The sequence below is a fragment of the Pseudomonas segetis genome, assembly GCF_900188155.1.
In the GTDB taxonomy this organism is placed as follows: domain Bacteria; phylum Pseudomonadota; class Gammaproteobacteria; order Pseudomonadales; family Pseudomonadaceae; genus Aquipseudomonas; species Aquipseudomonas segetis.
Window position 1 is genome coordinate 463,365 of the sequence record NZ_FZOG01000002.1, and the last position, 15,440, is coordinate 478,804.

The window sequence follows — 15,440 nt, forward strand, 5'->3', positions numbered from 1 at the left end:
CGCCACCTCCATGCTGGCCAGGAGGCATATGCCCGCATGGTTGTACAACACCCACTGCTGGTATAGCTTTAGGCAGGGTTCGGCACGCGCTCGCACCTGACTGAACAGCCTCCACCTTCAACCCGAGTAAAGCATGAGCCCCAACCCAGCCCCGATCCTGATTACCGGAGCCAGTCAACGCATTGGCCTGTACTGCGCCGAGCGCCTGCTGGAAGAGGGCCATGCGGTTATCGTCACCTATCGGACCGAACGCGAAAGCATTCAGCATCTACGTGAACGTGGAGCAAGGGCGATACAGGCCGACTTCAATTCAGAGGCCAGTATTCTCGAGTTTATCGAGACACTGAAAAAGCAGACCCAAAGCCTGCGGGCCATTATTCACAATGCCTCCAGCTGGCGGGCCGAACAACCGGGCCACGAAGCCGAAACCTTCCAGCAAATGAGCAACGTGCACATGTTGGCGCCCTACCTGATCAACCTGCACTGTGCCTCGTTGCTGGAGCAGTCGTCCTGCGCCGATATCATCCACATTACCGATGATGTGGCGCGCAAGGGCAGCGCCAAACATATAGCCTATTGCGCGAGCAAGGCAGGCCTGGAAAGCCTGAACCTGTCCTTTGCCGCCAAATATGCACCACGCATCAAGGTCAACAGCATTGCCCCCGCGCTGATCATGTTCAACCCGGATGACGACCAAGACTACCGCAACAAAGCCTTGAACAAATCAGCATTGGGCATTGAGCCCGGTCCAGCTGTGATCTACCAGTCCGTACGCTATCTGCTCGACTCGCCATACACCACGGGCACCACGCTTACCGTAAATGGCGGCCGCCACCTCAAGTGAGGCGGACCCCGAGGGTTTCAATATGAACGACCAACTGTCCGAGCACTACCGTGAAATATTGATCGCAGTGGGCGAAAACCCCGAGCGAGAAGGCTTGCTGGACACGCCAAAGCGTGCGGCCAAAGCCATGCAATACCTGTGTCATGGTTACGACAAGAGCCTTGAGGAAGTGGTAAACGGTGCTCTTTTTGCCAGCGATAACGATGAAATGGTCATCGTCAAGGATATCGAGCTCTACTCCTTGTGCGAGCATCACTTGCTGCCCTTTATTGGCAAGGCGCATGTTGCCTATATCCCGACCGGCAAAGTGCTGGGCCTGTCAAAAATAGCCCGAATAGTCGATATGTACGCCCGTCGCCTGCAAATTCAGGAAAACCTGACGCGGCAAATTGCCGACTCGATCCAGGCAGTGACCCAGGCAGCGGGTGTTGCAGTGGTTATTGAGGCCCAGCACATGTGCATGATGATGCGCGGTGTCGAAAAGCAGAACTCGATCATGAATACATCGGTGATGCTGGGTGCCTTTCGTGAGTCGTACAATACCCGCCACGAATTTTTGCAACTGATCGGACGGAGTAAATAACCATGCCGCGACTGGAACCGGGAATGGCGCGCATCCGCGTCAAGGATCTACGCCTGCGCACCTTTATCGGGATCAAGGAGGAAGAGATTAACAACAAGCAGGATGTGTTGATCAACCTGACTATTCTGTACCCGGCAGTGGAAGCTGTGCGCGACAACGATATCGACCACGCATTGAACTACCGCACCATCACCAAGGCTATCATCCAGCATGTTGAAGACAACCGCTTCGCCCTGCTCGAGCGCCTGACCCAGGAAATTCTCGATTTGGTCATGCGCAACGAGGCCGTACGCTACGCTGAAGTAGAGGTCGACAAGCCACATGCCCTGCGCTTTGCCGAATCGGTATCCATCACCCTGGCCGGACATCGCTAGGCAGGATTGCCGCCCGCCTGCTGGCCTTTTATTATCGGCGCATTATTGCCCTGCCCACCCGGAGCATTGCCATGACTGACCAAGAACGTCTCGAACTCGAAGCTGCGGCTTTCCGTAGCCTGGTGCAACACCTGCGCAGCCGGCCTGATGTGCAGAACATCGACATGATGAACCTGGCCGGTTTCTGCCGGAACTGTTTGTCAAAATGGTTCAAGGCAGCCGCTGATGACAGTGGTGTAGCCATTACGCCAGACCAGGCACGCGAAGAAATCTACGGCATGCCGTACGCCGACTGGAAAGCCAAATACCAGAAAGAAGCCACAGCCGAACAATTGGCTGCGATGAACAATAAAACCAGCAAAGGATAAGTTGCATGAGTGCCCTGCACGCGTTTCGTACACGTCTCAATAGCGACACATTCACCTTTGCCGAAACCCTGGATTTTATTGCCAAGCATTATGTCTACCAGCCCAGCGCCTTTACCAATGGCGGCGTTGAAAACCCAGCCGGGCAAAATGAAGGCTCGTGCAAGACCCTGGGCCTTGCGTTACTCGAACAACTGAGCAACGAAGAAGCCTTGCGCTGCTTTGGCGAACACTATCGCAGCGTGTTGGCGACCCCTGAAGGGTCGGATCACGCCAACATCCGTGCGCTGATGGTGCATGGCTTGAGCGCAGTCAAATTTGCCCAGCAGCCGCTTTCCCGCGCTGCATAAGCACGCTACAGCCCAAACCAGAAGCCCCGCATGATGCGGGGCTTTTGTTAACTGACCTGATCCTTACTGGCCATCAAGGTAGCGCTCGGCATCCAGCGCGGCCATGCAGCCTGCACCCGCTGAGGTGATCGCCTGGCGGTAGACATGATCGGCCACATCACCTGCGGCAAACACACCCGGCACACTGGTCGCAGTGGCATTGCCATCACGACCGCCATTCACCACAAGATAGCCATCCTTTAGCGCAAGCTGGCCCTCGAACAATGTGGTATTCGGGGTATGGCCGATGGCGACGAACAGCCCGTCGACCTTCAACTCCGCGTGGCTGCCGTCATTATTGAGCAGGCGCACACCGGTAACCCCCATGTTATCGCCCAGCACCTGGTCAACCTGGGCGTTGAGCTTGAGCTCGATCTTGCCCTCGGCAACCCGCGCCTGCAGCTTGTCTTGCAGGATCTTCTCGGCGCGGAAGGTTTCACGACGGTGGATCAAGGTCACCTTACTGGCGATATTGGCCAGGTACAAGGCTTCCTCAACAGCGGTATTACCCCCGCCAACCACCGCGACCTCGCGATTGCGGTAGAAAAAACCGTCACAAGTGGCGCAGGCTGAAACGCCTTTGCCCATAAAGGCTTCCTCACTCGGCAACCCCAAATAGCGCGCACTGGCGCCGGTCGCGATGATCAGCGCGTCGCAGCTATAGGTGGCGTTGTCGCCCACCAAGGTAAACAGCTTACCGGCCAGATCGACGGCATTAATGTGGTCGAAAACGATCTCGGTTTCAAAGCGCTCGGCATGTTCCTGCATACGCTGCATCAAGGCCGGGCCGGTCAAACCGTGCACATCACCTGGCCAGTTATCGACTTCAGTGGTGGTTGTGAGCTGGCCGCCCGCCTGCATGCCGGTAATCAGCAGCGGCTTGAGGTTGGCGCGTGCGGCATAGACCGCAGCACTGTAACCGGCAGGCCCGGAACCGAGAATAATGACGCGTGCATGGCGTGTAGCCGACATAGTTGACTCCTACAGGCGCTGAGCCTGACAAATAAAGCGGGACTACCCGGACACCTAGGGGAAGGTCATGGTCAAAGCAGTAGCCCCAAAATTTAACTGGGGCCAAGAGTATCGAGGCACTTTGAGTGTTGGAAATTTGCTTTAACAATTCAACGCATAGAGCGCGACTATAAGCCTCTAAAGTCGGCCTACCAGCGTTAGCGCAGACTTTCCCCAGGGCGCCAAAGCCGGTAAGGTCGGCACAACTTGTTATTCACGGAAATCTCCATGCCTGCTCCCGTACTGTCTGGACCGCAATACCTCAGCGAAGGCCTGAAACTGGTGCTTAGCCCTGGATTGCGCCTGTTCGTACTCTTGCCTCTGCTGATCAACCTGTTGTTGTTTGGCGCCCTGGTAGGCGTTGCCACCCAGCAATTCAGTAGTTGGGTCGACACTTTCATGCCCAACCTGCCCAGTTGGCTGAGCTTTCTGGAGTACATCATCTGGCCGCTGTTTGTGGTCCTGGTGTTGCTGATGATCTTCTTCACATTCACCATGCTCGCCAATATTGTCGCAGCCCCTTTCAACGGCTTTCTTGCCGAGAAAGTCGAAGTAGTCGTACGCGGGGAAGACAACTTCCCACCCTTCAGCTGGGGCGAACTGGTGGCAATGATCCCGCGCACGCTGAGCCGCGAGATGCGCAAGCTGGGTTACTTTTTGCCGCGGGCCATTGGCTTGTTCATCCTGTCGTTTATCCCGGTGGTCAACATTATTGCTGCGCCTTTGTGGCTGTTGTTCGGCGTCTGGATGATGGCGATCCAGTACATCGACTACCCCGCCGACAACAACAAGATGAGCTGGCAGGACATGCTTGCCTGGCTACGCGAAAAGCGCTGGCAGAGCCTTGGTTTCGGCGGCATTACCTACGCCGCGCTGCTGATACCCTTTGTCAACATCCTGATGATGCCCGCAGCCGTGGCGGGCGCAACCCTGTTCTGGGTGCGTGAGCGCGGGGACACTCGCGCCACCAAGGCGCCCGGCCAAGCAGCGTCATAATTTCACAATAAAAGCGTCACACTCGCTACATGACGGCAGTCGAGACTGCTGTCATGAGCACATCATCCTTGTATATCGCGCTAGTCACCGAAACCTTCACGCCTGAAATCAACGGCGTGGCCAATACTCTTGAGCGACTGGTCAACGGGCTACGCGCGCGCGGCCATCAGTTGCAATTGGTCAGGCCTCGGCAAAGCAGCGACCAAACGCGCAAAAGCGACGAACACCTGCTACTCACACGCGGTTGGCCACTGCCCGGTTATCCTGGGCTACAGTGGGGACAGTCGGCGCGGCACAAGCTGCTCAGCCGCTGGCGCAAGGAGCGGCCCGATGTTGTATATATCGCCACCGAAGGGCCGCTTGGCTGGTCGGCATTGAGTGCCGCCAGGCGTTTGAATATCCCGGTTGTAAGCGGCTTTCATACCAATTTCCAGCAATATAGCGGGCACTATGGTGCGGCCATACTGACGCGCTTGATCACCAATTACCTGCGCTGGTTCCACAATGCTTCACGCATGACCCTCGCGCCCAGTGTCAGCCAGCAAATTGAACTGGAGCGTCGCGGCTTCGAGCGCGTGGAACTGCTTGCGCGCGGCGTGGACAGCCAACTGTTTAATCCGGCCAAGCGCTCCAGCGAGCTGCGTAAACAGTGGGGGCTAGAAGAATCCGACACGGCGGTCATTCACGTTGGCAGATTGGCTGCCGAGAAAAACCTGAAGCTGTTGGCCGAAACCTTCAGGACGCTGCAACAACGCTACCCGCAACACAACCTGAAGCTGATTCTGGTTGGCGATGGCCCGCAACGCGCGCAACTGCAGGCACAACTACCCGAGGCAGTATTTTGTGGCGTGCAGCGCGGTGAGCAATTGGCCGCACACTATGCCTCAGGCGACCTGTTCGTCTTTCCCAGCCTGTCCGAGACCTTCGGCAATGTGTTACTTGAAGCACTGGCCTCTGGCCTTGGCGTGGTCGCTTACGATCAAGCTGCCGCCAGCCAGCATATTCGCCATGGGCACAATGGCGCCTTGGCAATGCCCCAGGATCACCAGGCTTTTATCGAGGCGGCGTGCTGGCTGCTCGAAACACCGGAAAGCCTGCGCAGGGTGCGTCTCAATGGCCGCCAGCACGCTGCTCGCCAAGGCTGGTCGACTATCATTGACCTGTTTGAGCAACATCTGCGCAACGCACTTATCCCCATCGCCGACCTGCCAACAGCCCGTACTCAACCCTGAGGCCCAAACAAGACAACGGCCTCAAATCCCAGGCCTAAAAAAGCCCCGATGTGCCGGGGCCAAGGAGTGTGCCTAACCAGTATGCGGTCAAGCAAACCTAACGCTTAAACCAGGCTCATCAGGGCTTCGCGACTAAATGGCAAGATCTGTTCCTCGCGGCCCTCACGGACTTTCAATGCCCAGTCCGGGTCGACCAGCAGGGCGCGGCCAACTGCAACCAAATCAAACTCCTGGTTATTCAAACGCTCAAGCAGGCCTTCGAGCTTGGCCGGCTGCGCAACCTTGTCTGTGTTGACCATGAACTGCAGGAACTCGCCATCAAGCCCCACACTGCCGACAGTGATGGTTGGCTTGCCAGTCAGCTTGCGGGTCCAACCAGCCAGGTTCAGTTCCGAGCCTTCAAACTCCGGTTCCCAGAAGCGCCGGGTCGAGCAGTGGAAGATATCCACGCCGGCCTCAGATAACGGCTTGAGGAAGGCTTCAAGCGCTTGTGGGGTTTGCACCAGGCGAGCGCTGTAGTCTTGCTGCTTCCACTGTGAGAAACGCAGGATAATTGGAAAGTCCGGCCCGACAGCGGCGCGTACGGCCTTGATCAATTCAATCGCGAAGCGTGAGCGCTGGGCCAGGTCACCACCATACTCATCGCTTCGTTGGTTGCTGCCTTTCCAGAAAAACTGGTCGATCAGGTAACCGTGCGCACCGTGCAACTCAACCCCATCCATTCCGATGCGCTTGGCATCAGCCGCGGCCTGGGCAAATGCTGCGATCACTTCGCGGATATCTTCATGGCTCATGCCGTGGACAACCACTTCACCGTTCTTCTGTTTCTCGCTCGGGCCATAGCCGGGCACAGTCGCGTCAGGTTCGGTTCCGAGCTTGCGCACATTTCCGACGTGCCAGAGCTGGGGCACGATCTTGCCGCCTTCGGCATGCACCGCATCAACCACTTTTTTCCAGCCGGCCAATGCATCCTCGCCATAGAAGCGCGGCACATTCGGATACCCGTTGGCAGCCTTGTGGCCAACGGTCGTGCCCTCGGTAATGATCAAGCCAACCCCGGCCGCAGACCGGCGCCGGTAATACTCGACTACCTTGCTGTTAGGCACCCCGCCTGGCGAGAACGACCGCGTCATGGGCGCCATCACCACGCGACTCGAAAGGCTCAACTGGCCCAGGTTAAATGGCTGAAACAGGGCTTGTGCGGTCATGTGTTCTCCAACAGCGCAGGCACGATCAAACTCGACGGAGTGATGCGCGCACAGACAAAACAGATTCAATGATGATCAATGCAAGTCCGACGATAGAGCAGTACCGCGCTATCGAGGTGCAATTCGCCACAGGGGCAGCATTAATGTGTTGAGCGCGACAATAGAACCGGGCAAGCGCCAAGCCCAGCACTATTGATGTCAGTGATTATGCCTACAACAGCGCTGAAGGGTCATATGCCTTGTGGGCAGCACAACCATCGTGCTGCCTGCGGGAGACATGAATGGGTCCATTACTTGGCAGAGAGGGCTGGCTCGGAAATACCCAGGCTACTTTCAATGGCCTGAATCAATGCAGGATCTTCCGGCGTCATGCGAGGCGAAAAGCGCGCCAGTACGCGCCCATCGGGGCCGACCAGGAACTTCTCGAAATTCCAGGTGATATCGCCGGGAAACTCAGCCCCCTCACCCGCCAGCAAGCGATACAGGGGATGGCGCTCGGCACCATTGACCTCGATCTTGCTGGCCAATGGGAAGCTCACCCCATAGTTGCGAGTACAGAATGCTCCAATAGCCTCTTCGCTGTCCGGTTCCTGTCCGGCGAACTGGTTGCAAGGCAAACCGAGCACGCTGAATCCGTGGTCGCGATATTCCTGGTAGAGCTTTTCCAAACCGGCGTATTGCGGGGTCAGACCACATTTGGAAGCCACGTTCACCACCAGAACGACCCTGCCCTTAAGTGGCGCCAGCGGTAGCTCCTGGCCATCAAGAGCCCGCAAAGTTATATCGTGAAAGGCACTCATGGCTTGCTCCTTGAGCTTGCAGCACATTCCCCATGGGACAAAAAGGGCGCCCTTGAGGCGCCCCTTTCTGACTCACTTGTAGCTTAGCAGTCAGCCACACTTATAACAGGACCATAAGTCGTATTGTGTGACCAAAGGGCACGCAGCAATCAGTGCTGGTGACCGCCTTCGCCATGGATGTGGCCGTGAGCAACTTCTTCTTCGCTGGCGTCGCGAATATCAACGACCTTCACTTTGAAGTTCAGGCGCTGACCCGCCAGAGGATGGTTGCCATCGACTATCACATCGTCGCCGTCCAGCTCGCGAATGGTCACGATCTGCATGCTGCCGTCTGGACCGGAAGCGTGGAACTGCATGCCCACTTCCAGCTCATCAACACCTTCAAACATCGAACGATTCAGGGTTGCCAGCAGTTCAGCGCTGTATTCGCCGTAGGCGTCTTCAGGCTCAACGGAAACTTCCAGCTCATCGCCAACTTTCTTGTCCAGCAGTGCTTTTTCAAGGCCGGCAATGATGTTGCCAGCGCCGTGCAGGTAAACCAGCGGTGCGCCGCCAGCGGAACTATCTATCACCTCACCAGCGTCGTTGGTCAGGGTATAGTCGATGGATACGGCCTTATTGGCAGCGATCAGCATGGGGCGGAACCTTTTGCTTATGAATGAAGAACGGACAAGTTTAACCAAGCCATCGCCCGAAAGCGAACCCGCCCCGGACGGACGGACTGGCAGTATGCCCGTACGCTTGCTTGACTTGCGTCAGGACGAAGACGGTCATTGGGTGGCAGTATTGTCATGCGGCCATACCCAACACTTGCGCCATGAGCCTCCGTGGCAAAACCGCCCATGGGTGCAAAACCCGGAACTGCGCCGTGCGCAGCTGGGTAAGCCCTTTGACTGCGGATGGTGCGCAGCCGCCTCCAAGCAAGCTACAAACACAGCTCCAGAGTGCTAAGGAACGCTATATGCAGCCAAGCAATATATTGGTGATTAATTGCGGCAGTTCATCGATCAAATTTGCCTTGGTCAACCCATCAGAGTCCGACTTCACCCTCAGTGGACTGGCCGAACGCCTGGGTAGTGCCGATGCTGTATTGCATTGGCAGCATCGTGGCAGCAAAGACTCAAAACCCATCGCCAATGCCGACCACCGCCTGGCACTTGCCGAGCTCCTGCCGCTGGTCGAGCATGCCACCCAAGGTAAGTTGCTGGGCATTGGCCATCGCGTTGTGCATGGCGGGGAACACTTTACTGCTGCCAGCCGCATCGACAGCAAAGCCTTGCAACAAATCAAATCCCTTGAGCCGCTCGCACCGCTGCATATCCCGGTAAACCTGCAAGGAATCGAGGCGGCTATAAAGCTGTTTCCCGAACTGCCCCAGGTTGCAGTATTCGATACCGCCTTCCATCAAAGCCTGCCGGAACATGCATTTCGCTACGCACTGCCTGAGGCGCTCTACCGTCAGCACGGCGTGCGCCGCTATGGTTTCCACGGCACCAGTCATCGCTATGTAAGCGCGCAGGCAGCCTCATTCAGTGGCCTTGCCTATGGCGACAGCAGTTGGCTGATCGCTCACCTGGGCAACGGTTGCTCAACCTGCGCCGTGGTCAATGGTCAAAGCCGCGACACCAGCATGGGCCTGACCCCTCTGGAAGGATTGGTGATGGGTACGCGCAGTGGTGATGTCGACCCTAACCTGCATAGTCATCTCGCCAAAACACTGGGTTGGAGCCTCGATGAAATCGACCGTGTCCTCAACCAGGAAAGCGGTGTGCTCGGTCTATCCGGACTGTCCAATGATATGCGCACCCTCGAACAGGCGCGTGAGCAGGGACATGTCGGCGCCACACTGGCCATCGAAGTATTTTGCTATCGCCTGGCCAAATCACTGGCGTCGATGAGCTGCGCACTGACGCGCCTCGACGGCCTGGTCTTTACCGGCGGTATTGGCGAGAACTCACCGCTGATCCGCAATAAAACCGTGGAGCACCTCAAACTGCTCAATATACAACTCGACCGCGAAGCCAACGCCCTGTGTGTTCGTGGCGTGGCCGGCCCGATTCACACCCAGGGTCACCCTCGCGTACTGGTCATCCCCACCAACGAGGAGCGGCAAATTGCGCTCGATACACTAGGGTTGTTGAAACAACACACCTCATGATCACGCCAGCCCGCTGCGCCATACTTGCACACCTGCCCCATGGGTTTAACGACAGGACCTAGCATGCATACTTTCTTCATCTCTCCCACCGGTTTCGGCGTTGGCCTGACATCCATCAGCCTCGGCATGGTCGGCGCCCTGGAGCGTGCGGGGCTCAAGGTCGGCTTCTTCAAACCCATAGCACAGCCGCATCAGGGTGACTTGGGACCCGAACGTTCCAGCGAGCTGATTGCCCGCACCCACGGCCTGAACTCCCCCAAACCGCTTGACCTTGCCCATGTTGAACGCATGCTCGGCGATGGTCAGCTCGATGAGTTGCTCGAAGAAATCATCAGCTACTACCAAATCGCTGCCGCTGATAAAGATGTGGTCATAGTCGAAGGCATGGTGCCAACCCGCCAGGCCAGCTATGCCGCGCGGGTCAACTTCCACCTTGCCAAAAGCCTCGACGCCGACGTGATCCTGGTTTCGGCACCGGAGGAGGAAAGCCTGAGCGAACTATGTGATCGGGTTGAAATCCAGGCACAGATGTTCGGCGGCCCCCAAGACCCCAAGGTACTGGGTGCCATCCTCAACAAGGTGCGCTGCGACGAGGGCATGGAGGCATTTGCCGCGCGCCTAGCAGAGCAGTCACCACTGTTCAGGCGCGATGATTTCCTGCTCCTCGGCTGTATTCCATGGGAAGAGGAACTCAATGCCCCGCGCACCCGCGACATTGCCGATCTACTCGGCGCCCGGGTACTCAACGCAGGTGATTACGAACAGCGGCGCATGCTCAAGATCGTGCTTTGTGCTCGTGCCGTGGCCAACACAGTGCAATTGCTCAAGCCCGGCACCCTGGTGGTGACGCCAGGTGACCGGGACGACATTATCCTCGCCGCCAGCCTGGCCGCCATGAACGGCATGCCGCTGGCCGGTTTGCTCCTGTGCAGCGACTTCGCGCCGGACCCACGTATTGTCGAACTCTGTCGTGGTGCCCTGCAAAGCGGCTTGCCCGTCATGGCGGTGAGCACCGGTTCATATGACACCGCCACTAACCTCAATCGTCTCAACCGCGAGATTCCGGTGGACGATAAGGAGCGCGCGGAAAAGGTCGCCGACTTTATCGCCAACCACATCAACCATGAATGGCTGGGCAAACGCTGTGGCACCCTGCGTGAATTGCGCATGTCGCCGCCGGCCTTCCGCTACCAGTTGGTGCAACGTGCCAAGGCGGCAAACAAGCGTATCGTGCTACCAGAAGGTAACGAGCCCAGAACCATCCAGGCTGCTGCGATCTGCCATGAGCGCGGCATTGCTCGCTGCGTGTTGCTGGCCAAGCCAGAAGAGGTCATGAGCGTGGCGAAAGCCCAAGGCATTGAGCTGCCGCAAGGGCTCGAGATCCTGGATCCTGACTTGATCCGCGAGCGCTACGTCGACCCCATGGTCGAGCTGCGTAAAGGCAAAGGCCTGAATGCTCCCATGGCCAGCGCCCAACTCGAAGACAGTGTGGTTCTCGGGACCATGATGCTGGCCCTTGATGAAGTCGATGGCCTGGTTTCCGGCGCCGTTCACACCACCGCCAACACCATCCGCCCCGCGCTGCAGCTGATCAAAACCGCACCCGGCTACAAGCTGGTGTCCTCGGTATTCTTCATGCTCTTGCCGGACCAGGTCGTGGTGTATGGCGACTGTGCGGTGAACCCTGACCCGAGTGCGTCAGAGCTTGCCGAAATAGCCCTGCAAAGCGCAGCCTCGGCAACCGCATTCGGTATTCCACCGCGCGTGGCCATGCTCAGCTACTCCACTGGAGACTCAGGAACCGGCGAGGAGGTCGAGAAGGTGCGCGAAGCAACCCGCCTGGCCAAGTTGAGTGAGCCCGGTTTGCTCGTCGACGGCCCCTTGCAATACGACGCCGCGGCAATCGAGTCCGTTGGCCGCCAAAAAGCGCCCAACAGCCCCGTAGCAGGGCGTGCAACTGTCTTCGTATTCCCCGACCTGAACACCGGCAACACCACCTACAAAGCAGTCCAGCGCAGCGCCGACTGCATCAGCGTCGGCCCCATGCTGCAGGGTCTGCGCAAACCGGTAAACGACCTCTCTCGCGGGGCGCTGGTGGACGACATCGTCTACACAATTGCCCTCACCGCGATCCAGGCCGCCAACCTGCCAAGCTAGGCAACGGGGTCAATCATATCGCCGGGCGGCTTGGCATGCCTGGCCCGGCGATATCAATCGACAACCTTGCAATTCCGTTTTTTTGCAACTACCCGCCCCGGCAGTAGTTGAACTTCATACAGTTCAAGTTAACCTGTGCGCCAAACCGATCTGCGGTAAAAAACTGCAGACTTTGACTGAATCGGCGCACGCGCCCACTTGTTGGAGGCATTTGCCCCCATGTTGAGTTTCCTTCCTGCTTTTTTGCGCGGCATCATTGGTGTGTGCTGCCTGGCGCTAAACACACTGTTTTGCTGCATACCGCTGTTTGCCGTCACGCTCCTGAAAATATGCTTGCCGTTTGCTGCGGCACAGCGGGTGTGTAATTGGCTGATGAACTTCATCCATGAGTTCTGGATAAGCTGCAACAAACTATGGATGGACTTGGTCTGCAGCACTCGCTGGCAGGTCGAGGGCCTCAAGGATCTGGATTACCAGCACTCTTACCTGGTCACCAGCAATCACCAGAGCTGGGTCGATATTCTGGTACTGCAATACCTGCTCAACCGGCGCATTCGCCCGCTGAAATTCTTCCTGAAACAAGAATTGATCTGGGTGCCGGTGATTGGCCTCTGTTGGTGGGCGCTGGGTTTTCCATTTATGAAGCGCTACTCCAAGGCCTATCTGGAAAAGCACCCGGAGAAGAAAGGCAAGGACCTCGAGACAACACGGCGCACCTGCGACAAATTCCGCGCAAACCCGGTAGGCATTTTCAACTTTCTCGAAGGCACGCGTTACACCCCGAGCAAGCATGCGGCGCAGCAATCTCCTTACAAATACCTGCTCAAGCCCAAGGCAGGCGGTATTGCTTTTGTGCTCGATGCAATGGGTGAGCAACTGCATAGCATCGTCAATGTGACCATCTACTACCCGCAAGGCATCCCGGGCTTCTGGAACCTGCTAAGTGGCGAAGTCAAGGAGGTGGTGGTCAATTTCAGGGAGTTGAAAATCCCACGTGAGTTTATTGGCAAGAACTATGACCAGGATGCCGAATACCGCCAGGCGTTCCAGCAGTGGGTCAATGTGCTGTGGCAAGAAAAAGACGACGAGCTCGCTCGCCTGCATCACTAGCCACGCACACAGTGCAGTCGGCTAGCCTGCCGGCTGCAGCTCAATCGAACGATTGGCCCAGCTCAGCCTGATTTCCTCGGGTCTGAGTTCGGCCGCAATCAAGTAGCCTTGCAGCGCATCGCATTGGTGGAGCACCAGCCAGTCGCGCTGTGCCTTGCTCTCGACACCAGTGGCAATCACCTCAAGCCCGAGATTGTGCCCCAGCTCGATGATCGACTTGACCATTGCCGCATCAGCCTGCGACTCGAGCATAGCACTGATGAACTGGCGATCGATCTTCAGGCAGTCCAACTCCAGATAACGCAAATCCGCGAGCGAAAACTGCCCGCGGCCAAAGCCATCAAACGCGGTTTTAACCCCCAAGGCACGCAAGCGCTTGAGTTGCTCACGGCTGTGGGTAAGGTTTTGCATCAGCGCAGCTTCCGAGACTTCCAATTCGATCTGGCCGGGCTTGAGCCCAAACTCGCGCAGTGCAAGGTTCAGCTCATCGACCAATCCCTTTAAACCAAACTGCAGTGCGCTGATATTGATGCTCACCCGCACCTGATCCGCCACCTTGCCGACCAGTGACCGGCGCAGCTCAGCCGCCTGGCGGAAAATCCACAAGCTCAACTCATTGATCAGGCGCGTATCTTCCAGCACCTGGATGAACTCGGCGGCAGGTCTGCTGCTGTTGTCAGCTTGCCCCAGGCGCAACAAGGCCTCAAAGCCGCGAACCTCCCCTGTTGCCAGGTCAACCTGTGGCTGATAGCAGAGCGCGAATTGCTGCCGGCTCACGGCGCTGCGCAACTGATCCTCGAATGCACGCTTCGAGTTCTCGCGACCGCGCATTTCCTCGGTATAGATACGGTACTGGCGACGTCCGCCACGCTTGGCCTCGTACATCGCCATATCTGCCGCACCCAGCAATGCCTCGATGCTCATGCCCTCTTCAGGCAAATAGGCAATGCCGATACTGACGCCCAGATTAAAATCAAATCCATTGAGATTGCGTCGCCCGGATACAACACCAATCAACTTGGTGGCGACACTCTCTGCATCCTCTGGCCGGCTCAGGCTGTCCAGCAGCAAGGTAAACTCATCGCCCCCCATTCGCCCAAGTGTGTCGTACGAGCGAATACATTCGCGCAACTGTTGGGCGACCTGACACAAAAGTGCGTCGCCCGCATCGTGACCAAGCAAGTCATTGACCCGCTTGAACCCATCCAGGTCCATGTACAACACCGCCAGATCCTTGCCACTGCGATCACGGCGTGACAAGGCGCCCGCCATGGCCTGAAGAAAGCCACGACGATTCAATAATCCCGTCAAGGCATCTGACAGGGCCAGCGATTCAAGTTGCTCATGCAAGCTATTGGTGACGGACATATCCAGCGCCATGAAAACCATCGCCCGCTGCGCGGGGATCGGCGAACACGACAATGCCACGGGCAGGGTCTGAGCATTGGCAGCAAACAGCATTGCATCATGCACGCAGTATGTTTCCCCGTTCATCCAGCGCTGGTAATAGTCTGATGCTTGCCATGTTCCGGCAACAGGCTCGGCCTGCAGAAAATCCAGGACCTGGCTGCCCATAACCTCATCAATCGAGCGCTGCAACATATTTGCAATTGCCGGGTTGGCGTAGCGCACCTCGCCCTGCTCGGACACCACCATAATGCCTTCGGCAGCATTCTCCAGGATGGAGGCATTGAATGCGCGGGCACTTTCGAGTTGCATGGTCAAGGCACTCAGCTCCCGGCGTTGCCGCTCGAGTGCAAGCAACACCCTGACCTTGTGGTTGAGCACGGCCGGATCAAATGGCTTCTTGATAAAATCAATCGCCCCGGAGGCATAGCCGCGAGCCAATACGGCATCAGTCTGATCCAGCCCGGAGAGAAAGATGATCGGGGTCAAAAGCGTTTTGGGTTGCTCGCGCAAACGCCTGGCGAACTCAAAGCCGTCCATGTCCGGCATCTGCACATCAAGCAAGATAAGATCGACGTCATGGCACTGCAGGAAAGCCAAGGCGGCGATGGCATTATCAACGCAATGTATCGCTCGACTCGGTTCCTCGAGTAGCTCCTGCATGGCATCCAGGTTGTCTTGCAGGTCATCGACCACCAATACCACCGATACAGCCGGGGCCTGATCCAATTGCGGCTCTAACATGCATCCCCCAAACCCTGCGCCCGTGTTTTTCAGCCTTGGCCTATAACACTGCTGTCGACTCT

The 15,440-nt window shown here is 57.3% G+C and carries 17 protein-coding genes; 11 read left to right on the forward strand and 6 right to left on the reverse strand.

Going from position 1 to position 15,440, the window contains the following annotated elements; all coding sequences use genetic code 11:
* Positions 1-133 precede the first annotated feature (133 nt).
* The 5 genes from folM (at position 134) to CHB79_RS08025 (ending at position 2,516) form a co-directional block, all read left to right on the forward strand.
* Positions 134-844: a dihydromonapterin reductase gene (folM, locus tag CHB79_RS08005; protein WP_089359506.1), complete on the forward strand. Its 711-nt coding sequence runs from the start codon at positions 134-136 to the stop codon at positions 842-844.
* A 22-nt stretch (positions 845-866) separates the two neighbouring features.
* The gene (folE, locus tag CHB79_RS08010) at positions 867-1,427 is read left to right on the forward strand and encodes a GTP cyclohydrolase I FolE (protein WP_089359943.1); all 561 of its coding nucleotides are present in this window, start codon (positions 867-869) and stop codon (positions 1,425-1,427) included.
* 2 nt (positions 1,428-1,429) lie between these two features.
* Positions 1,430-1,801, forward strand: a complete 372-nt coding sequence (folX, locus tag CHB79_RS08015; protein ID WP_010486395.1) for a dihydroneopterin triphosphate 2'-epimerase — start codon at positions 1,430-1,432, stop codon at positions 1,799-1,801.
* Between the two features lie 71 nt (positions 1,802-1,872).
* A complete protein-coding gene (locus tag CHB79_RS08020; RefSeq protein ID WP_010486394.1) occupies positions 1,873-2,169 on the forward strand; it encodes a DUF1244 domain-containing protein in 297 nt (98 codons plus the stop codon).
* Between the two features lie 5 nt (positions 2,170-2,174).
* Positions 2,175-2,516: a HopJ type III effector protein gene (locus tag CHB79_RS08025; protein WP_089359507.1), complete on the forward strand. Its 342-nt coding sequence runs from the start codon at positions 2,175-2,177 to the stop codon at positions 2,514-2,516.
* A gap of 63 nt (positions 2,517-2,579) precedes the next feature.
* On the opposite strand, the gene trxB is transcribed toward CHB79_RS08025, so the two are convergent.
* A complete protein-coding gene (gene trxB, locus CHB79_RS08030; protein ID WP_089359508.1) occupies positions 2,580-3,527 on the reverse strand; it encodes a thioredoxin-disulfide reductase in 948 nt (315 codons plus the stop codon).
* A 267-nt stretch (positions 3,528-3,794) separates the two neighbouring features.
* Between trxB and cysZ the strand changes: the two genes are divergently transcribed.
* Positions 3,795-4,562, forward strand: coding sequence for a sulfate transporter CysZ (cysZ, locus tag CHB79_RS08035; protein ID WP_089359509.1), 768 nt, complete (start codon positions 3,795-3,797; stop codon positions 4,560-4,562).
* 29 nt (positions 4,563-4,591) lie between these two features.
* On the forward strand, positions 4,592-5,794 hold the full coding sequence (locus tag CHB79_RS08040) for a glycosyltransferase family 4 protein (RefSeq protein WP_089359510.1): 1,203 nt from the start codon (positions 4,592-4,594) through the stop codon (positions 5,792-5,794).
* A gap of 104 nt (positions 5,795-5,898) precedes the next feature.
* On the opposite strand, the gene CHB79_RS08045 is transcribed toward CHB79_RS08040, so the two are convergent.
* From CHB79_RS08045 to CHB79_RS08055, 3 genes are all read right to left on the reverse strand, one after another.
* Positions 5,899-7,002 carry an NADH:flavin oxidoreductase gene (locus CHB79_RS08045; RefSeq protein ID WP_089359511.1) on the reverse strand — a complete coding sequence of 368 codons (1,104 nt, stop codon included), beginning with the start codon at positions 7,000-7,002 and terminating at the stop codon, positions 5,899-5,901.
* Positions 7,003-7,292: 290 nt separating this feature from the next.
* Positions 7,293-7,802, reverse strand: coding sequence for a glutathione peroxidase (locus CHB79_RS08050; protein WP_010486380.1), 510 nt, complete (start codon positions 7,800-7,802; stop codon positions 7,293-7,295).
* A 149-nt stretch (positions 7,803-7,951) separates the two neighbouring features.
* Positions 7,952-8,437, reverse strand: coding sequence for an FKBP-type peptidyl-prolyl cis-trans isomerase (locus tag CHB79_RS08055; protein WP_010486378.1), 486 nt, complete (start codon positions 8,435-8,437; stop codon positions 7,952-7,954).
* Between CHB79_RS08055 and CHB79_RS08060 the strand changes: the two genes are divergently transcribed.
* From CHB79_RS08060 to pta, 3 genes are all read left to right on the forward strand, one after another.
* Complete coding sequence (locus CHB79_RS08060; RefSeq protein WP_089359512.1) at positions 8,406-8,753, forward strand: DUF3565 domain-containing protein; 348 nt, start codon at positions 8,406-8,408, stop codon at positions 8,751-8,753. The genes CHB79_RS08055 and CHB79_RS08060 overlap by 32 nt on opposite strands.
* 10 nt (positions 8,754-8,763) lie before the next feature.
* Complete coding sequence (locus CHB79_RS08065) at positions 8,764-9,960, forward strand: acetate kinase (RefSeq protein ID WP_089359513.1); 1,197 nt, start codon at positions 8,764-8,766, stop codon at positions 9,958-9,960.
* Between the two features lie 63 nt (positions 9,961-10,023).
* Positions 10,024-12,117, forward strand: a complete 2,094-nt coding sequence (gene pta / locus CHB79_RS08070; RefSeq protein WP_089359514.1) for a phosphate acetyltransferase — start codon at positions 10,024-10,026, stop codon at positions 12,115-12,117.
* 128 nt (positions 12,118-12,245) lie between these two features.
* Here the strand turns inward: pta and CHB79_RS22180 are convergent, their stop codons facing one another.
* Positions 12,246-12,500, reverse strand: coding sequence for a hypothetical protein (locus CHB79_RS22180; RefSeq protein WP_245851444.1), 255 nt, complete (start codon positions 12,498-12,500; stop codon positions 12,246-12,248).
* Here CHB79_RS22180 and CHB79_RS08075 point away from each other — a divergent pair.
* Entirely contained in the window at positions 12,388-13,227 is an 840-nt protein-coding gene (locus tag CHB79_RS08075) for an acyltransferase (protein WP_245851438.1), read from the forward strand. The two genes, CHB79_RS22180 and CHB79_RS08075, sit on opposite strands and share 113 nt — an antisense overlap.
* A 21-nt stretch (positions 13,228-13,248) precedes the next feature.
* On the opposite strand, the gene CHB79_RS08080 is transcribed toward CHB79_RS08075, so the two are convergent.
* Complete coding sequence (locus CHB79_RS08080; RefSeq protein WP_089359515.1) at positions 13,249-15,378, reverse strand: putative bifunctional diguanylate cyclase/phosphodiesterase; 2,130 nt, start codon at positions 15,376-15,378, stop codon at positions 13,249-13,251.
* Positions 15,379-15,440: the final 62 nt, after the last annotated feature.